Annotated in this window: 20 protein-coding genes and 1 pseudogene; 10 read left to right on the forward strand and 11 right to left on the reverse strand. The window is 62.5% G+C overall.

Going from position 1 to position 23,059, the window contains the following annotated elements:
• The first annotated feature begins 849 nt into the window (after positions 1 to 849).
• The 7 genes and pseudogenes from AC07UW_RS08995 to AC07UW_RS09025 all read left to right on the forward strand — a co-directional run bounded on the left by AC07UW_RS08995 (position 850) and on the right by AC07UW_RS09025 (position 7,793).
• Positions 850 to 1,035 carry a hypothetical protein gene (locus tag AC07UW_RS08995; protein ID WP_336028353.1) on the forward strand — a complete coding sequence of 62 codons (186 nt, stop codon included), beginning with the start codon at positions 850 to 852 and terminating at the stop codon, positions 1,033 to 1,035.
• A gap of 55 nt (positions 1,036 to 1,090) precedes the next feature.
• Complete coding sequence (locus tag AC07UW_RS09000; protein WP_495211882.1) at positions 1,091 to 2,203, forward strand: MvdC/MvdD family ATP grasp protein; 1,113 nt, start codon at positions 1,091 to 1,093, stop codon at positions 2,201 to 2,203.
• Positions 2,204 to 2,292: 89 nt separating this feature from the next.
• Positions 2,293 to 3,279 carry a DUF6624 domain-containing protein gene (locus tag AC07UW_RS09005; RefSeq protein ID WP_495211883.1) on the forward strand — a complete coding sequence of 329 codons (987 nt, stop codon included), beginning with the start codon at positions 2,293 to 2,295 and terminating at the stop codon, positions 3,277 to 3,279.
• Between the two features lie 150 nt (positions 3,280 to 3,429).
• Positions 3,430 to 4,566 (forward strand): HlyD family secretion protein, encoded by a 1,137-nt coding sequence (locus AC07UW_RS09010; RefSeq protein WP_495211884.1) that lies wholly within the window; start codon positions 3,430 to 3,432, stop codon positions 4,564 to 4,566.
• Between the two features lie 44 nt (positions 4,567 to 4,610).
• Positions 4,611 to 6,710, forward strand: a complete 2,100-nt coding sequence (locus AC07UW_RS09015) for a peptidase domain-containing ABC transporter (protein WP_495211885.1) — start codon at positions 4,611 to 4,613, stop codon at positions 6,708 to 6,710.
• A 248-nt stretch (positions 6,711 to 6,958) separates the two neighbouring features.
• Positions 6,959 to 7,249, forward strand: a pseudogene (locus AC07UW_RS09020) (TraX family protein); the annotation flags it as partial.
• A gap of 97 nt (positions 7,250 to 7,346) precedes the next feature.
• Positions 7,347 to 7,793: a hypothetical protein gene (locus tag AC07UW_RS09025; RefSeq protein ID WP_495211886.1), complete on the forward strand. Its 447-nt coding sequence runs from the start codon at positions 7,347 to 7,349 to the stop codon at positions 7,791 to 7,793.
• Positions 7,794 to 7,834: 41 nt separating this feature from the next.
• Here AC07UW_RS09025 and AC07UW_RS09030 read toward each other — a convergent pair whose 3' ends face one another.
• Complete coding sequence (locus tag AC07UW_RS09030) at positions 7,835 to 8,299, reverse strand: DUF3653 domain-containing protein (protein ID WP_495211887.1); 465 nt, start codon at positions 8,297 to 8,299, stop codon at positions 7,835 to 7,837.
• A gap of 568 nt (positions 8,300 to 8,867) precedes the next feature.
• Here AC07UW_RS09030 and AC07UW_RS09035 point away from each other — a divergent pair.
• Both AC07UW_RS09035 and AC07UW_RS09040 read left to right on the forward strand, forming a co-directional pair.
• Positions 8,868 to 9,560: a response regulator gene (locus AC07UW_RS09035; protein ID WP_495211888.1), complete on the forward strand. Its 693-nt coding sequence runs from the start codon at positions 8,868 to 8,870 to the stop codon at positions 9,558 to 9,560.
• A 29-nt stretch (positions 9,561 to 9,589) separates the two neighbouring features.
• Positions 9,590 to 11,884, forward strand: coding sequence for an ATP-binding protein (locus AC07UW_RS09040; protein ID WP_495211889.1), 2,295 nt, complete (start codon positions 9,590 to 9,592; stop codon positions 11,882 to 11,884).
• A gap of 1 nt (position 11,885) precedes the next feature.
• Here AC07UW_RS09040 and AC07UW_RS09045 read toward each other — a convergent pair whose 3' ends face one another.
• The 9 genes from AC07UW_RS09045 to AC07UW_RS09085 form a co-directional block, all read right to left on the reverse strand.
• On the reverse strand, positions 11,886 to 12,641 hold the full coding sequence (locus AC07UW_RS09045; protein ID WP_495211941.1) for a SapC family protein: 756 nt from the start codon (positions 12,639 to 12,641) through the stop codon (positions 11,886 to 11,888).
• 111 nt (positions 12,642 to 12,752) lie between these two features.
• A complete protein-coding gene (locus AC07UW_RS09050; RefSeq protein ID WP_025877210.1) occupies positions 12,753 to 13,025 on the reverse strand; it encodes a hypothetical protein in 273 nt (90 codons plus the stop codon).
• Between the two features lie 202 nt (positions 13,026 to 13,227).
• Positions 13,228 to 15,270, reverse strand: a complete 2,043-nt coding sequence (gene fusA / locus AC07UW_RS09055; RefSeq protein WP_495211890.1) for an elongation factor G — start codon at positions 15,268 to 15,270, stop codon at positions 13,228 to 13,230.
• A 404-nt stretch (positions 15,271 to 15,674) separates the two neighbouring features.
• A complete protein-coding gene (locus AC07UW_RS09060; RefSeq protein ID WP_495211891.1) occupies positions 15,675 to 16,424 on the reverse strand; it encodes a hypothetical protein in 750 nt (249 codons plus the stop codon).
• A 66-nt stretch (positions 16,425 to 16,490) separates the two neighbouring features.
• The gene (locus tag AC07UW_RS09065) at positions 16,491 to 17,252 is read right to left on the reverse strand and encodes a heme ABC transporter ATP-binding protein (RefSeq protein WP_495211892.1); all 762 of its coding nucleotides are present in this window, start codon (positions 17,250 to 17,252) and stop codon (positions 16,491 to 16,493) included.
• Positions 17,249 to 18,292, reverse strand: a complete 1,044-nt coding sequence (locus AC07UW_RS09070) for a FecCD family ABC transporter permease (RefSeq protein ID WP_100436257.1) — start codon at positions 18,290 to 18,292, stop codon at positions 17,249 to 17,251. Before AC07UW_RS09070 ends, AC07UW_RS09065 begins: the two co-directional genes overlap by 4 nt.
• A complete protein-coding gene (locus AC07UW_RS09075; protein ID WP_495211893.1) occupies positions 18,289 to 19,335 on the reverse strand; it encodes a heme/hemin ABC transporter substrate-binding protein in 1,047 nt (348 codons plus the stop codon). The genes AC07UW_RS09070 and AC07UW_RS09075 overlap by 4 nt, the downstream gene beginning before the upstream one ends.
• Positions 19,336 to 19,385: 50 nt before the next feature.
• Positions 19,386 to 20,765 (reverse strand): YncE family protein, encoded by a 1,380-nt coding sequence (locus tag AC07UW_RS09080; protein WP_495211894.1) that lies wholly within the window; start codon positions 20,763 to 20,765, stop codon positions 19,386 to 19,388.
• Positions 20,766 to 20,884: 119 nt separating this feature from the next.
• Positions 20,885 to 21,913: an alpha/beta hydrolase gene (locus AC07UW_RS09085; RefSeq protein WP_495211895.1), complete on the reverse strand. Its 1,029-nt coding sequence runs from the start codon at positions 21,911 to 21,913 to the stop codon at positions 20,885 to 20,887.
• Positions 21,914 to 22,183: 270 nt separating this feature from the next.
• Between AC07UW_RS09085 and AC07UW_RS09090 the strand changes: the two genes are divergently transcribed.
• A complete protein-coding gene (locus AC07UW_RS09090) occupies positions 22,184 to 22,558 on the forward strand; it encodes a hypothetical protein (RefSeq protein ID WP_495211896.1) in 375 nt (124 codons plus the stop codon).
• An 85-nt stretch (positions 22,559 to 22,643) separates the two neighbouring features.
• Here AC07UW_RS09090 and AC07UW_RS09095 read toward each other — a convergent pair whose 3' ends face one another.
• Positions 22,644 to 23,045 (reverse strand): DUF805 domain-containing protein, encoded by a 402-nt coding sequence (locus AC07UW_RS09095; protein ID WP_248150400.1) that lies wholly within the window; start codon positions 23,043 to 23,045, stop codon positions 22,644 to 22,646.
• Positions 23,046 to 23,059: the final 14 nt, after the last annotated feature.

Raw genomic sequence — 23,059 nt, forward strand, 5'->3', positions numbered from 1 at the left:
GCACTACGGCGACCACACTCGGCTGCACAAGCGCCATCTGGTGCAGTACCAGCGGCACGACGGCACAGATCCACAGAAGCACGACCCAACATGCGATGTTCGCGCCTAGTTCCCCACTGCCCGGACTGTAATCCAAAGCCTTTAGAGCGCGGCCGTGTAACAGTCCGCAACCGCACTTCGAGCCGGTCTCATCAAAGAGGTTTCTTGACTTGCCAGAACCGGAAGTGCCTACCAACGCGGTGTTTGATGCTCGAAGGATTGCACCTGTCCTCTATCGGCAATTGGATGTCAGTGAATAAGTTGACCCCGGGATGGGACGTCTACGCGACATGAGCATCAGAGAGAGAGAGGGGAGGGCGGCTAACAGTGTCTTCTCTCTCAAGCCGCTATGCCGCTATCGCTGCTTGTGTGGTTGACGTGAAGAGAGCTCTCAATGGCAGCGCGACGACCCATCAAGGGTGCGCTTGCAACGTGGTTGGCTGGCGCAAGCCGAGATCGACCTAGAACTCACTGTTCTACGGGGGGATCAATGGAGATGCTTTCTATTGTGCTATCCATTAATAGCCTGGCCGGAAGACAGGCCAGTGCATTCTCTACAACATTGAATACACGGAGTATGAAAATGAGTGGAAGAAGCAATGGAGCTGTATCGATGCACTCGGAAGCAACCGCAGCGCAGCCAATCGGGGTCACCCTGGCTCGCCCGCTTAGCCTGGAAGAGATTGAAGGCGTAAGCGGTGGGGTCAAGAAGACAAAGATTGCATCGGCCGGCGGTAATTCCAATGGAGATTGGAACGTCGACGTCGGCGCTGACTGGTAAGTTGAAGACACCACTAAAAGGAGTTTGAGATGTCGAGCGAGTTCGAAGTTAGTCAGTCTAAATCTGTGATCGAGCCGATCGGCAAAGGGCTTGCCCGCCCTGTGTCGATCGAGGAGCTCGAAGACATTGCCGGTGCGGCAATAAAGACACAGAAGCTTTCGGGCGGCGGCAACGGCAGTGGAGAGTGGCGCGTCGACGGCCAGGTGGAGTGGTAACAAGGACGTTCTGGGCCGCTGCTTGCAGCGGCCCTTCCATCACTAGGGGTGCGCTTTGAACAGCGAGATTCTGATCATAGGAAGTGAGCTCGATTATCACGCCGCGCTGGTGGCATGGGCGATCAAGAAGAAGGGCGCAACGCCCGTTTACTTCGACAGTAGCGATTACGGAAATTCGAACGGCCTCGATATCGCTAGCTTTTCGACGCGTGACGACAACACGCATTTCCACCTCCCGGGAAATACGATTAGATCGGTTTACAATCGCAGATCATACACCGCGATTGAAGATGGAATTCCGACTAGCAAGGAATCAAGAAAATTTGTAAAGCTTGAGAGGGATACATTTAACCGCTGGCTCTTCCAGTCCTACAACCAACTGTCAGGATGCAACTGGGTTAATGGGCTGGAGCAGAATAAACTTGCGGAGAATAAAATTCTTCAGCTAATTACAGCCAAATCGGCTGGATTGAGTGTTCCCGACACACTCGTATCTGGGGACGCGGCGCTCGTAAGGCAATTCGTGAGTGAGAACGAGGGGCAAACCGTCTACAAGCCACTGACGGGCCAAGTATGGCTGAGAGGTGGCATGCCTGTGCTCCAGACAACGACAGCGCCAATCCAAGAGCAAGACCTCAATGACGAGGGTATCGCCCTTTGTGCGGGCATCTATCAAAAATCCGTGAGGAAGGAATCGGATGTTCGCGTGGTGATTGTCGGAAAGGAACTGTTCGCGATGAAGTATTCGCCGACCGTCGAATCGCCATCAGTCGACTACAGGACGTACCTGAATCAAAATCAAGTTAATTGCAAGTCGATCCGGATCCCGCCTGCTGTTCGCACCAGCCTGCTAAAGCTGATGGAACTTCTAGAGCTGAGCTATGCCTCGGCAGATTTCGCAATTGACATGAATGACCAGTTTGTGTTTCTTGAGCTCAATCCAGGAGGGCAGTTCGGCTTCGTTGAGGACCTTCTGCCAGACTTAAAAATAACGAATGCACTGGCTAACCTCTTGGTGTTCGGTGATGAGAGTGTTGCAACTCCAGCGGTGTCAATGAATGAATTCGAATCTTCAAGCGAGTTTCCTGCCTTCGTGGACCGCCACAAGCAGTGGCCGGGCAGCAACGTATTTGTTCCCGATTACGCAATGAGTCACATCGCCAAGTGAACTCTTTGGTCGATAAGAGATCTCGCACAGCGTCTTGCTGGGCAACTGACCACGACTTGAACTCCGCGATGTGAGGCGCCGTGATGTGCATGCGCGACGTCACCTCCGCTATGAATATTTCTGACAGTAGAGAACAAGCGATGCTGCCACGAACCTCTTTGTTAATTCGCAGAACTCTAATTTCGCTATCACTTGTACTCTGCCTCGGCGCCCACGCTCATATTGCCAGCGCCCATGAAGGACAGCAAGATTTCTTCGCGGCCCTTGATTACTACGGGGAGGACGATTATGAGAACTGCTCGAGTACGCTTGAGAAGCTATATCTTTCGAACGGCACCATTCCTGAGGGAGGTCACTTGCTTCTGGTCGAATGCACTGCCGCAGCTGGAAGATTGGATGACTCACTCAGGTACGCGACCGAGTTAAGCCGACAGGGCAGGGTTGACCTAATTGAGCTTAAGACTAAGGATCGCCCAGGCCTGCAGCGGCTCCGTGCAAGTGATCGCTGGAAGGGAGTCATAGAGAGTATCGAGTCAGAGCGTGCCGCAGCTTCTGAAAGAATTGATACCGAGCTTCGGAGGCAATTGCTCGAGAGAGAGGCTGCAGATCAGGATGCTCGAAAGAGACTCACCCTAGGTGCAGATCAAGCTACTCGGCGAGCGGTCGATATCGTGGACGAAAGCAATACGGCTTGGCTTAAATCGATCGTGTTATCACGCGGCTGGCCAGGCAAATCGTTAGTGGGGCGTGAGGCCGCCAAAGCAGCGTGGGTGCTTGTGCAACACGCAGACAGGGAGCCTGATTTTCAGCGCCTCGCTCTCGCCGAGATGGAGAAAGTTGGTTCATCAGAGGTTGACCCAGCCGACGTCGCGTTCCTTACGGACCGCGTGTTGCTAGCATCAGGCAAGAAGCAGCGTTTTGGCACGCAGTTCAAGACTTTCGGTGACCGCATTGAGCTAGAGCCAACTGAGGACATGCCTGGACTGGCTGACAGGCGAACAAAGGCGGGCCTTCCTCCCATCGAGGAATACAGGAAGATGCTGCTCGACGCGTACTCAAGCAGAGATGGTAAATAATCTCCGCGCAGACATAGTAATGGCTAAGTGAACGGGATGACGAACAACTTATTCCGCGGCGAAGTCTTCCAGGCAAGACGGGAGGAATGGCTAGGAACAATACGAATCCATCCGCCTCAGTTGGGGTGGGCGTTTGCCACGATCGGCTGCTTGACGGCCACTGCTTTGGCGTTGGGTCTGCTCCTTGGAACCTACACGCGCCGAGTGACCGTCTCTGGCGCAGTTGTTCCGCAGGGCGGAGTAGTCCTGGTTCCATCGCTTCGAGCGGGGGTCGTGTCAGACATCCTTGCAGAACAGGGCTCCCACGTAGAGGCGGGGGGCTCGCTAGCTTTGCTCACGAGCGGAAGAGGCATTTCAACAGCAGGCGAGGAGTACAGCCAACTGGATGAACAGCTCGGCAAAAAGAAGGTGACACTCGTCGCGGAGCTTTCACTGACCAAGGAATCGCTGAAGTCAAGGACGAAACGTCTCTTAGAAGAAAGGCGTCTTCTCCTCAGGCGTGCTGACCAAGCCAGTGAGCAGATAAAAATTCAACAGAAACGCGTTGAAAGTGCGCATGACCTGTATCAGAGATGGCAGAGGGGCGGAGAGCTTGGGGTGATAAGTGCGGCCCAGGTTCTGCAGCAGCACGACGTGTTTTTACAGGAGATGGCAACTCTTGAAGAACTCAGAGGCGAGCTTCTGAGTCGGCGACAGGCGGTTGGGCAGCTTGCGAGTCAGATCGAACAGCTTTCATCCTCAAGTGCTGCCGATGTAATGGCCATTGAGAAGCAGCTGGCGGACACCGAGCAGGATGTAATTCGAAATGCATCCATTGGGAACCCGGCCATTCGTTCCTCAGTAACAGGAACGGTCACCAACGTCCTCGTGAAGATTGGTCAATTTGTTCCAGAGGGCGCTCCTATTGCGACAATCGTGCCGGCCGGCTCGCAGTTATTGGCCGAACTGTGGGTTCCAAGCGCAGAGATTGGGCTCATCGAGAGCGGGGACCAGGTAGGGATTCGCTACCAAGCCTTTCCCTATCAAAAATTTGGAAGCGCCACGGGCATAGTGGAAAGCGTCTCAACGTCGCCTGTGCCGGCGGCAGAGCTTACGAAAATGCTGGGCTACGAAGTCAAAGAGGCCTCCTACCGGGTCAGCGTCAGACTGCCATCCCAGTTCATTGAGGGGGCGCAGAAAAAACACCTACTACGGCCAGGAATGAAGCTCGATGCTGACGTGCTTCTCGAGACGCGAACACTGCTTGAGTGGCTATTTGAGCCCATACTAGAATCAACTAGGCGTTAATTGTGCCGTGGCCGCTAGGCCTCATGACATGGAGTCGCGGGTATATGCTTTCGCTGTGGGGTAACGGTCGTCAGTTGCCAGTGGTATTGCAGAACGAGTCTGCTGAGTGTGCGCTTGCGTGCCTAACGATGATTTGCAAGTTCCACCGTAAAGATGTATCTCTCGCAGGTCTTCGTCGACTTCTTGGGAGTTCCAGTCGTGGGGCACGGCTGAGTGATCTGGTTCGAATGGCCGGACAGCTGGGCTTTGAAGCAAGGGCATTGAGAGCTGAACTCGACTATCTTCGACACGCGCAGGCCCCCTGCATCCTTCATTGGGACCTTAATCACTTTGTTGTGCTCAAACGCGTCCATAAAGATTATGTCGAGGTCCACGACCCGGCTATCGGGATAAGGCGCCTTCACCTCGACGAAATCAGCCGTCATTTCACGGGAATCATTCTTGAGCTGAGTCCGAGCTCAAGTTTCGAGCCAGTGACTGTAAAGGATTCCATATCCTTGCGCGCCTTAACCGGAAGGGTGTTCGGTGCAAAGCGCGTACTATTTCAAGTACTGATCCTTGCATTCGTCATTGAGATTCTCGCCCTGGCTTTGCCGTTCCATTTGCAAACCGTCATGGACACAGTCTTACTTACCGGGCAGCGCAGCCTACTGACCACGCTGGCTCTCGCGTTTCTAACCTTGATCGTTGTTTCGTCTGCCCTGTCGTTCGCACGGGCGTATATCATAAGCTGGCTTGGCGCTACTATTCAGTCCCAGTGGACATCGAATCTTTTTGGCCATCTGCTGAACTTGCCAACCGCATTCTTTGAAAGACGATCCATCGGCGACTTGCTGTCTCGATTCTCCTCAATACACTCAATTCAGTCAGTTGTAACCGGGAGCTTCGTCGAAGCGGTTCTGGACGGGCTGATGGCCACCCTTGCGCTAGGAATTCTGCTTTGGTACAGCGTGCCACTAACATCTGTTGTGGTAGCTTCCTTCTTCGTCTATCTTTCTGTGCGCTGGATCATGTACAGATCGCAGTGGCTTGTTAATGAGGAGCTTCTCGTTTGTCTGGCGAGACAGCAGACTGAAGTCATGGAGTCTATAAGAGGAATTCAAACTATTCGGCTCGCCGGCAAGCGCTCAGAGAGACTGTCGCGCATGGCCAACATGACAAATGATGCCGCTGATCGCTCCATGCGCGGGCAGCGCCTTTCTCTTGTTTTTGGTGTTATAAGTCAAAGGCTTTCAGAAGTGGAGCGTGTGATACTCGTGACGGCAGGCGCCTATCTAGTAATGAAGGGATCGCTATCTGTCGGCATGCTCGTGGCCTACCTGGCATACTCATTCCAGTTTTCCTCGAAAGCCAAGTCACTCACCGACAAGCTAATGGATTTCCGAATGCTGAGGTTGCATGCGGAGAGGATTAGCGATATCGCACTGGAGCCACCCGAACGCAACACTTCCAGACAACGAACAGGCTCGCGACTGGAGCCGAACATCAGCGTCAGGAATCTTGGTTTCAGGTATGCGGATAATGAGCCTTGGATCTTTCGAGGCATCAATATTGAGATCAAAGAGGGTGAATCAGTTGCGATTGTCGGACCCAGCGGGTGCGGAAAGACAACGCTAATCAAAGTTATTATGGGCCTTCTCGAACCAACAGAAGGCACGGTTGAAGCCGGAGGAGTCGACATCAGGGACGTAGGACTAGATGCGTATCGCGAGATGATTGCCACAGTGATGCAGGACGACATTCTCTTCAGCGGAAGTATTGCCGACAACATCAGCCTGTTTGACGACTCGTCCGATTTGGATGACATCATTGAAGCAGCAGCAAAGGCCGAGCTCCACCAGGACATCATGGCAATGCCAATGGGGTATGAGACCCTGGTCGGCGACATGGGCTCCGCCTTATCTGGCGGCCAGCGGCAGCGGGTCGTCCTGGCAAGGGCGCTTTTCCGAAAGCCTCGGATTCTGTTCCTCGACGAGGCGACCAGTCATCTTGATCCAGCAAGAGAGAGGGCCATCGATCTACAGATCAGGAGGGAGAGCATGACTCGGATTATTGTTGCTCACCGCCCGGGCACCATTGAAAGCGCTGATCGGGTGATCTCCATGGTTGACCAACCTCTTGCGCCAGCACTTTGCGAACAGTGAGGCCAGTTGAAGGCCGAGTTGACTAGCTATTGACTCTACATTGAGCTTCTTCAGCGGGTAGTCGGGCATTATCTCTAGGTTTGAGCGGGCGAGGCGGCGGCGAACGGCAGGCGGGCATGGGTGCTGGAAAAGCCACCCCATACAGGAGGATACTCTCTCGAATCATCATTCAGGGGGGAGGCATGGAGCGCCTGAGAAGCACGCCCCAGTATCTTTCGAGTCGCTCTAAATAGGCAACGATGTCCAACCCGTTGTTCGCGCTGGTGATGGCCTATAACCTCGCCCAACCCGGCGCCGATATGGTCAAGTCGGTTCGCCGGTTGGCCCTGTGGGGCGTGATTGCCCAGCCTGTGCATGCGTGGGCATTCGGCTACTGGTTGCCGCTGAACATCCTGCTCACCTTCGCGCTGTCGGCCGCGGCGATCTACGCTGCCAGCCAGCGCGGATCGCCGGCCCTTGCGTCCCTCGCGGTAGCCGCGTTGGTGATGCCGGCATTCGTTGATTACCAGTGGTCCGGCGTCTGGTTCGTGTTGTTGGCGTAATCCATTACTGGGTTGCCCGATGGCTGGATCGAGCTTTCCGGCGTCATAGCCAAGGCTAAAGCCAGGACACAGGATCAGTTTCAGGGGGAAGGTAATGCTCACAAGGATTGCGGCAGGATTGCTGCTAAGTGCAGTTGTTGGCTCGGTTGCCGCCCAGCAGCAGATCTACCAGCAGCAGATCTACAAGTGCGTGACTAAGGCCGGGACTGAGTATCAGTCCATGCCATGTGCCGATGGTGCTCCGTCCAAGACGTGGAATGTGGAGGTTGCGCCCAGGTCGGATGCGGTCGTTGCCAATGAGCAACGCATAGACGCCATGCGGCAGCAGAACGCGGCCGCCCTCCAGCCACCGCCGCCCCAGCAGGTCTACCGCCGCAACAGTGGCGGAGGTCAGCTACACCACATTTCGCAGTACCGCGACGGCCAACGGTGCGAGAACGCGAAAGCTGAGCGGGACCGCGTCTACCGGCAGGTCGGACTGCATCGCACTTTCATGCTCAGTCGGCGCATGGACGATATGGTCTATGAAGCCTGCAAGTGACGGTTTCGGGGTGTAGGGGCAACGCCCCTACGGAAAGCGCCTCACACGCGCCGGCGCGGCTTCGGCCCACGGCGCATGTAGACCACATTGGACGGCTCGGCGTCGGAGCGGGGTCCACTCATGCCCAACCGCCGTTCTCGGCGAATTCTGAGCGCTTCGGCAAGGTAGATCACGCTGGAATTCTTTGTGGCAGAAGCCTTTTGAGTAGCTACCGATCGGGCGGACACATCGGCACAGGCCTCGGCCATCAACAGCCGCCATTCTCGGGCAATGTTGCAGGTCAGCGACCACCAAGCCATGTCGCAGGGTTCCAGTTGGTGGCCTTCGGGGGGTGAACATGTGGCCGCCCTGAAAGCCGAAACCGGCCCAAGGCCGGTTAGATCTATGCGGTCATGGGGATCAATCTTGATCATGTCCTTGTCGGGTGAACGAGCAGGCAGGCAAGAGCCGAGCCAGAGCCGCAGCCATTGCCATGCGCAGCCAACGAACCCAACAACGGCGGCCATGTCATTTCGCATAATGTATATTATGTTCAATGCAGACTGGGCATCGACTCCGCCACCAAGACCAGTGGCACCTCGGACATCACCCGGGCCCCAACCCTAGCCATAGTGCCTCTGCACCCTTGGTCACCGGCGCCTCAGGGGCACCCCGGCACATCCTGGCAACACACGCCCACACAAGCATTCGCACGCTCCAGTCTCCACCAGTCAGGCGAACTTCGCCGGACTAGCGTTCAATTCTGAGGGAAACCCAAGCCCTCAGTCCTGCAGAATTCAACGCCGGCGGACCCGCGACCGCGACCGTCGTGACGCGTCACGTTAATTGCACCCGCCAACCCGTCAATCGCGCCGCCCTGGAACGTCTTGTGATTGGACCTGTCCTTGACCAGAGCGTGGACGCTGGCATCTCGACAGCCGAGCGCGCGGTCCGCACGCTCCCTGCAGACGCGATTCAAAAATTGCCAGCCGCAACAGGCCACTTGGCTGCACCCACCCTGTGCGGATCCCGGCGCAACGCTCCAATTTTTCTCGTTTTCGCTTTAGGAAAAGTCTCAAAAATTGAACGTTTTCGATGCTCGACGCGACAGCAGCGCCAGAATGGGCGCCACGCCACTCGGCGCCGACAACACCCCTGCGCATGAACGGATTCCCTGCACCGCGCCGGCTTCGCCTGGCGCTGCTCGATGACCATGACGTCGTCCGCCGCGGCACCGCCTTTCACCTCGGCAACGACGGCCGCTTCAAGATCGTGGCCAGCCACAGTGACAGCCAGGCTTTCGTACGGGCCCTGCAGCAGTGTCAGGCAGACGTGGCCATCATCGACATCAGCCTGGCGCCCGGTGACATCAGCGGCGCGGGCCTTGTGCAGCATCTGCGGCAGGCGTTGCCGGGGGTAACGCTGCTTGGCTTCGCCGGCGAGAACTCGGTAGCGATCATCAATCACTTGTTGGATGCGGGCATCAGTGGCTTTGTTGGCAAATCCGAGCCTTTGGCTGAACTATCCGACGCGGTCGTACGCGTCGCCCAAGGTCTTTGCCGTATCCCGCCTTCGTGCAAACTGCTGACATCCTGCGATGCGCTGAGCCGGAATGAGCGCGAGGTCATCCGGCTGGTCCTGGATGGACTGACCGTTTCGGAGATCGCATTGCAGCGGCACCGCAGCGTCAAGACCGTCAGCACACAGAAGGTTGCCGCCTTGCGCAAGCTGGGGCTGCGCAATGACGCAGAGATCTTCGCGATGCGGCAGCAGCTGGAGGCTCTGTGATCGCGCTGCTGAGGCGCGTCCGCAACCCCATGCTGTTGGCGCTTCTCACCCTGCTTCCCTGCACGTCCGCGGGCGACATCCAGCATGAAGAATGGGGCGCTGGACGCGAGGTCCGGGTGGCCGCAGGGCCCACGCTGCAACCTGCTCCCGACGATGCTGCCGATCCCGAGCTGCTGCAGACGCTGGCGCATGGCTATGCCTCACTCGTCGCCCATCATTCCGGCCTGGTCTTCGTCGAAATTCCGTTCCCCAGCACCCTCGCCGCGATGATTGCCGTATGTGAGGGACGGGCTGATCTGGTATTGGTGCAGGGCGCTGGCGATGGGGCGCGCCTGCCCTGCCCCAGCCTGGCGCCTTCGCGCAGCTTTCCGGGTGGCGCAAGTGTGTTGGCCGGCCGCATTGGCGAGCGCTTGCCGCGCCGCGTTTCCGATGTCGGCACGCTGCGGATCGCTGCCGTTGCAGGAGGTCCGTACCCGGCGTGGCTCGCCGATCGCCATCCTGCAGTAGCCGTCCTGCCCCAGCCCAGCATGCGGGCTGCATTGGCGGCGGTGGATGACGGCATTGCCGATGCAGCAATCGGCCTGGAATCCACGGCGGGCGCGATGGCGCGGCGTCACTTTTCCCACAGCCTGCGCCTGCAGGTGCTTGATACCAGTTTTCCAACCCAGCTGTATCTGCTGGCCCGGCGCGAAGACCAGAAGCTGCTTGAGCGCATCGAGGTGGCGCTGGATGACATCACCATCGAAGAGCATGCCCAGTTGTTGCGCCGCTGGGCCCGGCAGGCGCTGCCGATCGCGTTCGGCCAGTCAGCTCGCGACGGTGTCGACCGCTTCGCGTTCTGGCTGTTGCCGGCGGCGGCTCTACTGCTGACGCTTCCATTGCTGGCTATGCGCGCACGACGCCAGCAGCGCCGTCGCAATCAGAAGCAGGCGCAGATGACGGGCATCATCAGCCATGAGGTACGCAATTCCGCCCAGGCGGTCATGGCCTCAATCGACCTGTTGGGCCAAGCACAACTGCCTGAGGGCCAGCGCGAGCTGGTGACCGCCGCGGCCAATGCCGGTCATACACTGCGCGGACTGCTCAATCGCGCAGTGGATTTCTCCCGTCTGGCCAGCGGCACCTTCCGGCCAAGGCGGCTGCCCTGCGACGTTCCCGCGCTCTGCGCGCAGGCGCTGCAGGCGATTGCGCCACAGGCGCAGAAGAAAGCACTGAGCCTGCAATTCTCCACGCCGCAGGCGATCTTCCCCGTTCTGTTGACAGACCCGGACTGCCTGCGCCAACTGCTCGACAACCTGCTCGGCAATGCCGTCAAGTTCACCGACGCAGGTGGTGTTGAACTGCGCCTGCAGCTGGATGGGCCAGCAAAGGCCGCGTCACTGCTGATAGAAGTCATCGACAGTGGCGTCGGCATCGCCCCAGCGCAGATGAGTGACCTGTTCAAGCCCTTCCAGCAGGCCGATGCCGGCAGGCAGCGCGGCGGCAGCGGGCTGGGCCTGTCCATCTGCCGCACGCTGGCCGAGGCGATGGGCGGCAGCCTGGATGCCTACAGCGTGCATGGCCGTGGCAGCCGCTTCATTCTTCGTCTACCGGTGCAGCGGGCGCCGGAAGACGTGTCGGCAACTGCAGCAGCCCCGGTCCCATCCACGTTGGCCGGCGCGCGCATTCTGCTGGTCGAGGATCACGCGCTGAACCGGCAGCTCATTGCAGCCCAGTTGCGACGCTGGGGCGCGACCGTGCTTGAGGCTGCCACTGCCGCCGATGCATTGTCGATGCAGCTGAAGGCGCCCTGCCCGCTGGTGCTGCTCGACATCGGCCTACCGGGAATGGATGGCTACACGCTGGCCCAGCAGCTGCGTCGGCATGAGGCAAAAGGGGCGCCCCGCGCTCGACTGCTTGCGCTCTCCGCCTTCACCGGTGGCGGCCACACGCTGCGCTGCCAGGCTGCCGGCATCGACGCTGTGCTGGTCAAGCCGCTGCAGATCGATGCACTGCTACAGGCGCTGGATCAGCCTGCCCCCGTCCGTACCACCGGGGGCATCGACCACGAACTGGCGGCCGCATACGAAGAAGACATCGATCGCGAGCTGCAATGCGTGCATGAGGCAATCGACTGCTGTGACGCCCAGCGACTGCGCCATCACGCGCATCGCCTGCAGGGCACGTTGCAGATGCTCGGCGAGGGCGACATGGCGGCGCTTGCCAGCGAACTCTGGGGGCTGGGCGACCGTATGCCCCCGGGGTGGACCGAGGCAGGCCACCTGCTGGCCCAGATGCAAGCCTGGCGTGGCTCCCGGGGTGCAGGAGCCGCGCCGTCGCCCTGAATCAGGAGGCGTTGCGCCCCGCCTGGCGGCGGGTCAGGTCGTTGAAGCGGCCCAGCGACATCAGGTGCTGATGGATCAGCGCCAGCCAGCCGTTGCGGTGCCATTCGATGACGGTCGCATCCGGCAGCGCAATGAACTTCTCGACGTCCACCACGAAGAAGCCGTTGAGGTTGAACTCACGGCCGTCAGGCAGGCGCACGGTTGCATTGCGCTCGACCAGCAGGCCGTTATCGACCAGCGCCTTGGAGAACGCCTGGGTCTGCTCGTGTTCGCGGGTGAACTGCCCGCAGAACTCGAGTGCCTGCTGAACCATGTCGGTGGCCTTGCCATCGACGAACAGCGGCTGCCCTTCTTCGCCGCCACGGACGATGCGCGGGCTCTCTTCGTCGATACCGAGCAGGAAGTCATTGTCCGCGCCGGTGTCGATGAAGATGAAAGGATGGCGGCGCAGGTAAGCCGGAATGTAGGTCTCGTCGTCCCATAGGCCATCGGTGATGAACAGGTTGTCGGTGGTCACACCCACTGCCGCCATCGGCACCGCGCTCGGGCCTGCGAACAGAATCGGGAAGTGGTGCAGCGCCAGCGAAAATTCGCCCAGCACCAGCGGAATGGAGTTGCTGCTGGCAGCGAATTCAAGCTTGCCCGGCAGGATGCGCAGATCGGCATGCAGATCTGCCTGCAGCGGCACCGGACGGGTGTAGAACAGGGGCGCGCTGTTCGGCGCAGCTTCGGTGGTGGTGTCGCTGGTGGTGGTCATCGTGAAAACCATGTCGATCATGCGCGCCTGCCATCCCGGGCGCGCCAGCGGGAACAACCTGAATCCCGCATTATCAACAAGGCAGGTGACAACGGCCACCCCGCAGCCGATTTATTTCAACTGCAACGGGTAGCGCTGCCACAGAACGTGGACCAGGAAGCCGGCCAATTCGGTGTCGCGTGCACTGACCGCCGCGCGGATCTTGTCCAGCAGGACCATGTCGCTGCAGTGCCGAACATCGGCGTGATTGGCCTGTCCCGCGCGTCGCGCCCGGTAGCGTGCAGCCCGCTGCGCGTCGCTCATTGCGTACCCGAACTTGGGCGGCCGACCGCGTTTGCGCGGCAGGGTCAGCTCCAAGGTTCCGGGATCATTGTCATCACGCATGGGCAGGGTGCGGGCGGCGGCAAGCAATGGGGGGTGCGCAATTTATCGTGAGGCATCACTTTAATCCAGCTTTTTCTGCAGTTTTGTTGCAATGCAGTGCAAGTGCGTCGTGCACGACGGGCACACATCCACGCATGGCGTGGATAAGCCCCCCGCCAATACGTAAAAAGGGAGCCCGCGAACGGGCTCCCCTGCTCTTTCCTTACGAAGCACGCACGGGCTCGTAGCCATGCAGGTGCGATTCGCTGCTGGCGCGTCCCTGGCTCAGCGAACGCAGCGAAGTCGTGTAACCGACCAGTTGCGCCAGCGGCGCGAACCCGCTGACTTCGGCGCGACCGTCCTGGTCGTCGATGCGGGCAACGCGTCCATGGCGGCGATTCAGATCGCCCACCACGTCCCCCACCGAGGCCGACGGCGAATGCACCGTCACCGCCATTACCGGTTCCAGCAGCTGCGTACCGCTGGCCGCCAACGCGGCCTTGATGCCCTCGCTGCCGGCCCGATGGAACGCCATCTCCGACGAATCCTTCGCGTGGGTCTGGCCATCCACCAGGCTGACTTCGATGCCGACTACCGGATGGCCCTGCGGGCCTTCCGACAGCGCAGCACGAACGCCCTTCTCCACCGCGGCGATGAAATTGCGCGGCACCACGCCACCGACGATGCGGTCATTGAACACGACCTCGCCGTCGTCGCGCGGCACCACATCCAGCACCACGTGCGCGAACTGGCCCTGTCCACCGGTCTGCTTGACCAGACGGCCCACGACGCCTTCAACGGCACGCTGCGGCGTTTCCTGGTAAGCCACGCGCGGCGCGCCAATGCCGATGTCCAGCTTCCATTCGCTGCGCAGGCGCTCGACCATCACTTCCAGGTGCAGCTCGCCCATGCCCCAGGCCAGGGTTTCACCGGTGTCGCGATCGGTTTCCACCCGGAACGAGGGATCTTCCTGGGCCAGGCTGGCCAGACCCTGTGCCAATCGGATCAGGTCGGCCGCACGTGCAGGCTCCAGCCGCCATGCCAGCACCGGGGCCTGCGCCTGGATGCTCTCCAGAAGCAGCGGCTGCCCTCGCCCGCTCAGCGTTTCACCGCTGACCGCATCCTTCCAGCCCAGCACCGCCACGATGTCGCCGGCCACGGCCTGCCCGATGTCCTGGGTCTGGTCGGCCTGCACGCGCACCAGCCGGCTGATGCGACGCCCTTGCGGGTGCTGCGAGCTGGCCACGTTGTCGCCTACCTTCAAGGTGCCCGAGTACAGCCGCACGAAGCTCAACGCACCATGCTGCTGGTGGGTGATCTTGAACAGCAGGCCAGCCAGCGGACCGTCCGGGTCCGGCGGCAGCAGGACGTCGCCGCCCTCGCTTTCAGCGGTAACGGCAGGGCGATCCAGCGGCGACGGCAGGTAATCGACCACCGCATCCAGCAGCGTTTCGATGCCCTTGTCCTTGAAGGCGGCGCCGGCCAGCACCGGCACGCCAGCACCCGCCAGCGTCGCGCGGCGGATCGCGGCGCGCAGCATCGCGGCGTCGATGTCACGGCCTTCCAGCCATGCCGTTGCCAGCACATCGTCGTGGTCCGCCACGGCTTCGACCAGCGCATTGCGCTGCGGCCGCCACTGCGCGCGCTCGGCATCGCTCCAGTCCGTCACCGTCGCCGCGCCGCCGTCCTGCCAGTGCAGCACGCGGCCATCGACGAGGTCGACCCAGCCATGGAAGTCACCTTCGCTGCCCAGCGGCATACCCAGCGCCCACGGTCGCGCCCGCAGCTTGTCCTGCAGCTGCTCCAGCACGCGCTCGAACGAGGCGCCGATGCGGTCCATCTTGTTGACGAACGCAATCAACGGCACGCCGTGCCGGCGCGCCTGGCGCCACACGGTTTCCGATTGCGGCTGCACGCCGTCCACGGCCGAGAACACGGCCACGGCACCGTCGAGCACGCGCAGCGAGCGCTCGACCTCGATGGCGAAGTCGATGTGGCCTGGCGTGTCGATCAGGGTCAGCTGGTGCAGCGGCAGATCGCGTGGCGCCCATTGCGCGTGCACGGCAGCAGCGCCGATGGTGATGCCACGTTCGCGTTCGATCGCCGAGAAGTCGGTGGTCGCGTTGCCGTCGTGCACTTCGCCGACGCGGTGGATCTCGCCGGTCTTCCACAGAAGGCGTTCGGTAAGCGTGGTTTTGCCGGCGTCGATGTGGGCAATGATGCCGAGGTTGCGAAGACGCGACAGCGTCTGGGTGTTGGTGTTCATGAGAAAGGTTCCTGCTGGGCCAACTTCGGGGGCCGCACACGCTGGTTGGCAACGGCGTGTGCGGCTAGCGTTCGGTCTCGGCGATCTGGTGCATGGCACGTTCTCCTTGCGGTGGAGCGGGTTGAGGAATGGGGGGAAAGAAACGAAAAGAGCGCCCCGGAGGGCGCTCTGTGGATGGTCCAGCGAAGGCCGCGATCAGCGACCTCGTAGGGCTCCAGGCAGACACGCCCGTTCCGCGCTTGCGCGGGTCAGGGTGAAAAACTTCAGGAGCGGCATCCGGTTCATGCGGCGCATTCTAGACCTGTGAATCTGGCGCGCAAGTGAATATTGCGCACATGGATGGAACGATGAGCCCCAAGGTAGAGCCACCCCATGGGTGGCTGCAACCCAGGTAGTCAGGCGCATTACTTGCAGTCGTGCAGCCGGCGGGCATCGCCCACGGTCGCCGCGTGCTGCTCAACGGTCGACACCCAGCCCTTCAGCGACATGGCCGGATCGTTGCCCTGCTTGCGCGGACCACCATGGATCAGCACTTCGGTCCAGCTGCCGGTCGGCGCCAGTTCGGCCAGGCGCGCGGCCTGGTCCTCGTCGGTACTGAAGGTGTCGTCAGGCGAGGAGGGTTTTGCGTTGTTGACCGTCGCCTGCTTGCGTACGCGCACACGCAGGGCGCCATCCGGCATGCGCTGCGTGGCCACCTCGTAGCGCTCCACGCCGTAGGCCCACTTTGATTCGCCGGGGCGACGCGTCTCAGTGCCGTCATCGGCAACCTCGATCGACTCGCCGGTGACCGAGCCCAGCGCAGCAATGCCGCCGAAGCCGGCCATCATCGCCTCGTAGGCCACCATCTGCCGCTGCTCGACCGACAGCTTGCTGGCGTCCGGTTTCATGCCGGGCAGGTTGAGATAGGCCGCCTTCTTGCACAACAGCAGCACGCGCTTGTCCTCCCAGGCCATCGAGATCTCACCATTGGCGAAGTACTCGGTGGTGAACGATGAAACCGCTGCACCCTCGCCGGTCGAATGGCGAGTCTCAATCAGCGACGCCTCTTCGGACGCTGTCATCAGCGAGACCTTGGTGGTCGCGGCGGCTCCTGCGGTACCGATAACGCCGATCAGGGCAGCGAACAGTGCGCAACGCGTGCGGGAGAGAGTCATCAGGCCATTCCTTTGAAAAAACGAACCGCACATGATACGCGGCCAGGCCCGGGGCGCCGCTTCGCCTCAGGTAACCACCACCAACGGCACACCGCGGCGCGGATGCTGCAGCACCACCACGTCCTGCTGGTAGACGCGCTGCAGGTTGCCTTCGGTCAACACCTGCTGTGGCGTGCCATCGGCCGCCACCCTTCCCTGCTCCAGCAACACGATGCGATCGGAGTACCCGGCCGCCAGGTTGAGGTCATGCAGCACCACGATCACGCACGCACCGGCTTCGGCGCAGGCACGCACGCTGCGCAGGGTGCGCTCCTGGTGGCGCAGATCCAAGGCAGCCGTGGGCTCATCCAGCAGCAGCAACGGCGTGTCCTGTGCCAGCACGCGCGCGAACGTGGTGCGCGCCGATTCGCCGCCGGACAACTGCTGCACTTCGCGCAGGCGCAGCGCCTGCAGCTCGGCAGCACCGATCGCGCGTTCCACCTGCGCCTCATCCACCTGCGGATCCGGCGGGTGCGGCAGGCGCCCCATCGCCACCACTTCCTCCACGCTGAAGGCGAAGCGCACGCCGTGCTCCTGCGGCATCACCGCACGTTCGCGCGCAAGCGGCCCGGCCCTGTAGTCGCGCAACGGACGTCCATGCAACTGCACATCGCCACCGTCGGCACGCAGATCGCCAGCCGCCACGCCCAGCAGGGTCGACTTGCCGGCACCGTTGGGCCCCACCAGCGCCGTCACCGTGCCCGGCTCGAATGCGAGGGTGATGCCATGCAGGATCTCGCGCTGCTGGCGACGCACCACCACGTCGCGCAGTTGCAGGAAGGCGCTCATGCGGCCGCCTTGCGGCGCTGCTGCAGCACCAGCCATAGGAAGAACGGCGCGCCCAGCGCGGCGGAGAACAGGCCCAGCGGAATCTCGGCAGGCGGGTCCAGGGTGCGCGCCGCGGTGTCGGCCACCACGATCAGCAGTGCACCCAGCAGGCCCGACAACGGCAGCAGCCAGCGATGGCCAGGGCCAACCAGCAGGCGCGCCACGTGCGGCACCACCAGGCCGACGAAACTGATCGAGCCGGCGAACGCCACCGCAGCGCCGACCAGCAACGCACTGAAGGCCACCAACAAGCGCCGTGTACGCGCCACGTCCAATCCCAGATGCTGTGCCTGCCGCTCGCCGAGCGCCAGCATGTCCAGCGGTGTGGCCAGGCGCTGCAGTGCGAAGGCGCCGATGGCGAACAACGGCAGCACCGCCACCACGTCGGCCCAGTTTGCGCGCGCCAACGAGCCCATCTGCCAGAACACCAGCGATTGCAGCTCGCTTTCGTTGGCGATGTAGGTCAGGAAGCCGATCAGTGCCGAGCAGAATGCGGCCATCGCAATGCCCACCAGCAACAGCGTGGCATTGCCACTGCCCTTGCCCGGTCTCGCCAGCGCGTAGGTCAGCCCGATCGCGGCGGCACCGCCGCCGAAGGCCGCCACCGGCACCAGCCAGCCGGCTGCACCCGCAGCACCCAGCACGATCGCCGCCACGGCACCCAGCGCGGCGCCCTGGCTGACACCGACGATGCCAGGATCGGCCAGCGGATTGCCGAACAGTCCCTGCAGGCTGGCACCGGCCATCGCCAGCGCCGCGCCGACCATCGCCCCCAGCAGCGCACGCGGAATGCGCAGCTGCCAGACCACGGCCAGGTCACGGCTGCTGACCGATTGCGGATCCAGCAGGCCCAGCTTCACCGCCAGTGCCTGCATCACTTCCAGCGGTGGCAAGCGCAGCGGCCCCACGGCGAACGACGCCAGCACCGCGCCCAGCAGCGCGAGCAGCGCAATCAACAACATCGTCCGCCCACGACGGCGGCGTCGATCCGCAGGGCTCATGCCTTCGGCAGCGCCGCCAGCGCCTGCGCCAGGGCCAAGGCGCCCGCACCGGAACCGATGCTGGCGTACTTCAACTGTGCATCCGGCATCACCCAGACCCGGTTGGCCTGTCCGGCCGGGGTCTGCTTCAGCGTCGGGTACGCCTTCCACAGGCCTTCGGCACCACCGAACAGCTGCAGGTCGTGCTCGGTCACCAGGATCACTTCCGGCGCCGCCGCGACCACGCCTTCGTTGCTCAGCTGCGAATAGTTGGCCACGCCGGCCTCGGTGCCGATGTTCAGGCCGCCGGCCAGTGCGATCAGCTTGGCCGATGCGCTGTCGGCACCGGCCACGGTCGGCGAGCCGCCCGCTCCTGTCGCGGACACATGAATCACCCGCGGCGCATGCCCCAGGCCCTTGCCGATGGCAGCAGCCTCATCCAGCTGGCGCTGCACCTGCGTGGCCAGGGTCTGCCCTGCATCGCCCACGCCAAGCACAGCGGCGATCTTGCGCACCTTGTCCGGCGCCGGCTGCAGGTCGTCGATCACCACTGCGGGCTCGCCCACTTCGCGCAGCTTCTTAGCCAGTTCGGTGTGGCGACGCAGGCTGTTGCCGATGAACAGCGACCCCTGCAGGCTGAGAACCCCCTCCACGCCGGTCGTGCGGTTGAACAGGAACTGGTGCGGTGCGGCCAGGCCTGCCTCGGTGGTGGTGTTGGTCGGCGCGGCGAACACCTGCTTGCCCAGGCCCAGCGCCTCGATCACCGCGATGATGTCGTCACCGCCAGCAATGATCCGGCTGGTGTCATCCACCTCAACACTGGCGCCATCGTCGGACTGCACCTTGGTCGGCAGCAGCACCTGCTGCCCCGGCAGGGTCGGCACGTCATTGCCCGCCACGCGCTGCCAGCCTGCGGGCAACGCCCCAGCCTCGGCGGTGGCAGCAGTCGGCGCAGCGGCCCCGGAACTGCTCGACGACGGCGGCGCTTTATCGCCACAGGCGGCCAGCACCAATGAAACGGCAAGCGGGAGCGCGCAGAGGCGCAGGCGGGAAGCGATGTTCATGCAGGTTCTCCTTGCTGGCAGGGCGGCGGAGTGCCGCCCTGCCCTGTGGCTTACGGCTGGCGCAGGCTGATGCGGGTGATGCGGTCACCCTTCGGATCTTCAGCGCCACGCGACTTGTTCACGGCGAAGACATTGCCCTTGCCATCGGCGCGGACGTGATTGGGGAAGGTGCCGCCATCGAGGTTGCCGACCACCTTGCCATCACGGTCGACGGCAGTGACGGTGCCGGCACCGCGATTGGTGACGTAGGCCAGGCCACTCTTCGCATCGAAGGCCACGTTCAGTGCACCGGCGCCGACCGGCACGTCGTGCACGACCTTGCCGCTGGCCACGTCGACGATCAGCAGGTTGTCGGTGCCCTGCGAGGCCACGTAGAGGCGGTTGCGCTCGGCATCGAAGGCAACGCCCGACGCGCTGATCGCATTGCCCAGGTCGATGACCTTGTCGACCTTGCCGCTGGCCACATCGATCACCGCCGCTTCCGGCGTACCGATGCTGACCGTGAACAGCTTGCCGCTGGGCTCATCCAGCACCAGGCTCATCGGCACAAACTTCTCATCGTCCACGCCCGAGGCCAGGGTGATCGGCTCCAGTGCCTTCAGCGTCTTCGCATCGAACACCGACAAATGGTCCTCACCGGCGGCCGAGGCGAACACTTTGCCGTGCGTGCTGTCGACCACCACGTCGCGGGCGTGCGGCACGGCTCCGACCGGGAACTGGTGGACCAGCGACAGATCCGCCTGGCGATAGACAGCCACGGTGTCCTGGCGGGTGTTGCTGACCCAGACGTTGCCATTGGCATCATCCACGCCCACGCCATACACCGCGAACACGGCGCCGTTGGTGCTGCCCGGCACCTGCGCCGGGGTGATGGCCTTGGTCACCTTCAGCGACTTCGGGTCCAGCTTCAGCAGCTGCGACTGGGTGACCGGCGGACGACCGACGGCCGAGGTCACGAACACGGCATTGCTGGCAGCACTGTAGGCCGACTGGTACAGGCCCGGCACCAGCTTGTTGGACTTGGTGGCGAACTGCGCCTGGCCCGACAGCGGCAGTTGCGGCGACACGCGCAGCTTCAGCACGGCTGCGGCGGCGGGCTGGCTGGCGCGCACCACCACCGGGTGGGTGCCCGGCACCGCGTCGGCCGGAATGGCCAGCTGGGTCTTGAAGTTGCCATCGGCATCGACCACCACCGGCTGGCTGTTGAGCACGGTATCGCCACGCAGCAGGCTGACCTGCTGGCCCGGCACGAAGCCGCGGCCGGTGACATCGGCGGTGCTGCCGGGAATCACGTTGTCACCGCGTGAGACAACCTGGCCCTTGAAGGTAGCGCTGGCCGGCTGGTCGAACACCGGCTGCGCGGTGGCGGTTACTGCCAGCAGCAGGCCGGCGGCCAGGGAAGTGAGACGGAAAGACGGACGGAACGACATGGAAGGCTCCTTGCACACGTAGGCCGCGCCTCGTGGCGCGGGATTCATCGGTTGCCTTGGCCACTGCACGTCGACAGTCCGCCTGGGTAGTGGTCGCACGGCCCTGCCGTGCGAGGGATTCATTCGGCGACGTTGTCACCACCGGTTGGCTGGCCGTCACCGGCGCTGCGATCACTCACGCCATACAGCTCATGCAGGGCCGCATGGAAGGACGCGGGCAGCATCGGGCCGTGGCCGAGGCCGGGGAACTCGCGGTACTGCACGCTCAGCCCCGGCACTTTGCCCAGACGCTCGGACAGCTGCATCGCCGCATCCGGGGTGGCGCCACCAATGCGGCGCAGATGCGCGACCACGCGCGGATTGCTCATGTCGCGCTTGCCGCGGTCGCCGACACGCTCGGCACCGCCCAGCATCAGCCACACCTTTGCTGGCTGGCCATGCACGTTCTGCACGAACTGCTCCTCGACGTCGCCCAGCGGCGCGCCCTGGCTCCACCACAACGACGGGCTGGCGCTGAGGTAGTACTGGAAGGCGGCCGGACGGGTGTACAAGCTGCTGAGCACGAACAGACCGCCCAGCGAATGGCCCCACAGAGCCTGCTGCTGGCGATCGATGTTGGCGCGGCGTTCCACTTCAGGCTTGATGCGGCGCTCGATCATGTCCAGGAACGCCGCTGCGCCACCTCCGACGGCCTGGGTCTTGCCGCTTTCGTCATCGGCGCGATCGATCCACGCGGTGTAGTCGCGGGTGCGCGCGGCAGAATCGATGCGCAGATCGTTGTCGTAGCCGATCAGCACCAGCACCGGCGGCGCCTTGCGTGCGGCCAGCTCGGCCAGCAGTGGTTGGTCCAGCACCATTGCCACGGCGTTGCCGTCCAGTGCGTACAGCACCGGCGATGGCGCCTTGGAGGCCTTGGCCGGAATCGCCACATTCACCCGCCAGCGGCGCTGCCGGTCGGGGCTGTCGATCACGAAACGCTGGAAGCGATAGCTGGCCGCCGGTGCATCAAGCACGGTCTGGCCCATCTTCTGCAGCGGATTGCGTTGCTGCGCGTATGCGTACGGGGTAGCCAGGAGCAGGCCCATCATCAAGGCGGCCAGGCCGGACAGCAGCGGGCCACGGCGCGGAGGCAGGACGGAAGACTTCATCAATGACGGCGAAAGCGGCACACGGCCACCGGTTCACAAGGGACCGCAGTCTACCTTAAACGCGAATGATTATCACATCGATCAAACGTCACGCTGTGTATCACGCGCGCGACAGTGCGTGAGCCAGCGCTTGCGCCAGAAGTCCGGGTTCATCTACTTTGCCTGCCATCGGGGCGCAGGAATCGCCCCGCCCTTGCGGGTGCCTGCCTGGCCCCTGCCCATCAGCTCCACAACCGCCATGGGATCGGATCCCATGATTGTGAGAACACCTTGAAGCACAAAGCACTGATCGCACTCGTTGCCGGCCTCCTTGCCCCGCTGGCCGGCCACGCCGCGCCAAGTCTGGCCGGGCTGTATTCGGCCTATGAAGAGGCCGGCTATTCCTCCCTCGGGCTGGAACAGCTCAACCAGACCGTGCAGTTCACGGCGGTGAGCCTGGGCGCCTCCAGCAACCTGCAGGGCGAGCCGGTCCTTGAGGCTGGCGACGAAGATGGCCAGGTGCTGGCCCGCCTCACCGCCTCCGACGACGAGCAGAACGCCAGGCTTGCAGCGATGGAGGAAGGCGTCACCTTCACCGCCAGCTGCACACTGCAGTTCAGTTCGGGATCGGATTACCTGGCGCTGGGCGACTGCGTTCTGCAGTAATCGGTTCGGCACCGCCGACAGCAGCGCAGAAACAACGAAGCCGGCCCTGGGCCGGCTTCGTTGCATCGGGCCGACACCCGTTGACTCAGGGGCCGGCGGGCACCGGACCGTACGGGTTGTCCTGCGGCGTACCCGGCAGCAGCGCAAAGATCAGGATCACCACGCCACCGCCCGGCACCAGCGCCAGCAGGTACAGCCACCCGGACTGGTTGCAGTCATGCAGGCGGCGCACGGTTACCGCGATCAGCGGCACGATCGTGGCCAGCCAGAGCGCACCCACCAGTGCCGCCGCGCCAATCGTGATCCCGGCCATCCAGCTGGAATCGGCGTCCAGCACGAGGCCGGCAACGAGCGCCACTGTCAGCGCAATCACGCATACCGCAGCTCCCGCAAGCAGCAGGAACAGCTGGAACATCCAGTACTCGCGGCGGTTGGCGCGGCCCTCGAACTGGGCGTAGCGCTTCAACGGCAGAATCATTTCCTGCACGGCATCGTTCCTTG

The sequence above is a fragment of the Stenotrophomonas sp. GW821-FHT02D01 genome (genome assembly GCF_059421765.1).

What these genes read in the sequence shown, in the direction of transcription:
- AC07UW_RS09030 (WP_495211887.1), bottom strand. Translation starts at nt 8,299, where the DNA reads ATGGCCGCCGTTGTTGGGTTCGTTGGCTGCGCATGGCAATGGCTGCGG.
- AC07UW_RS09070 (WP_100436257.1), bottom strand. Translation starts at nt 18,292, where the DNA reads ATGAGCCCTGCGGATCGACGCCGCCGTCGTGGGCGGACGATGTTGTTG.
- AC07UW_RS09050 (WP_025877210.1), bottom strand. Translation starts at nt 13,025, where the DNA reads ATGCGTGATGACAATGATCCCGGAACCTTGGAGCTGACCCTGCCGCGC.
- fusA (WP_495211890.1), bottom strand. Translation starts at nt 15,270, where the DNA reads ATGAACACCAACACCCAGACGCTGTCGCGTCTTCGCAACCTCGGCATC.
- AC07UW_RS09045 (WP_495211941.1), bottom strand. Translation starts at nt 12,641, where the DNA reads ATGACCACCACCAGCGACACCACCACCGAAGCTGCGCCGAACAGCGCG.
- AC07UW_RS09035 (WP_495211888.1), top strand. Translation starts at nt 8,868, where the DNA reads ATGCTCGACGCGACAGCAGCGCCAGAATGGGCGCCACGCCACTCGGCG.
- AC07UW_RS09075 (WP_495211893.1), bottom strand. Translation starts at nt 19,335, where the DNA reads ATGAACATCGCTTCCCGCCTGCGCCTCTGCGCGCTCCCGCTTGCCGTT.
- AC07UW_RS09080 (WP_495211894.1), bottom strand. Translation starts at nt 20,765, where the DNA reads ATGTCGTTCCGTCCGTCTTTCCGTCTCACTTCCCTGGCCGCCGGCCTG.
- AC07UW_RS09040 (WP_495211889.1), top strand. Translation starts at nt 9,590, where the DNA reads ATGCTGTTGGCGCTTCTCACCCTGCTTCCCTGCACGTCCGCGGGCGAC.
- AC07UW_RS09025 (WP_495211886.1), top strand. Translation starts at nt 7,347, where the DNA reads ATGCTCACAAGGATTGCGGCAGGATTGCTGCTAAGTGCAGTTGTTGGC.
- AC07UW_RS08995 (WP_336028353.1), top strand. Translation starts at nt 850, where the DNA reads ATGTCGAGCGAGTTCGAAGTTAGTCAGTCTAAATCTGTGATCGAGCCG.
- AC07UW_RS09060 (WP_495211891.1), bottom strand. Translation starts at nt 16,424, where the DNA reads ATGACTCTCTCCCGCACGCGTTGCGCACTGTTCGCTGCCCTGATCGGC.
- AC07UW_RS09085 (WP_495211895.1), bottom strand. Translation starts at nt 21,913, where the DNA reads ATGAAGTCTTCCGTCCTGCCTCCGCGCCGTGGCCCGCTGCTGTCCGGC.
- AC07UW_RS09005 (WP_495211883.1), top strand. Translation starts at nt 2,293, where the DNA reads ATGCGCGACGTCACCTCCGCTATGAATATTTCTGACAGTAGAGAACAA.
- AC07UW_RS09065 (WP_495211892.1), bottom strand. Translation starts at nt 17,252, where the DNA reads ATGAGCGCCTTCCTGCAACTGCGCGACGTGGTGGTGCGTCGCCAGCAG.
- AC07UW_RS09015 (WP_495211885.1), top strand. Translation starts at nt 4,611, where the DNA reads ATGCTTTCGCTGTGGGGTAACGGTCGTCAGTTGCCAGTGGTATTGCAG.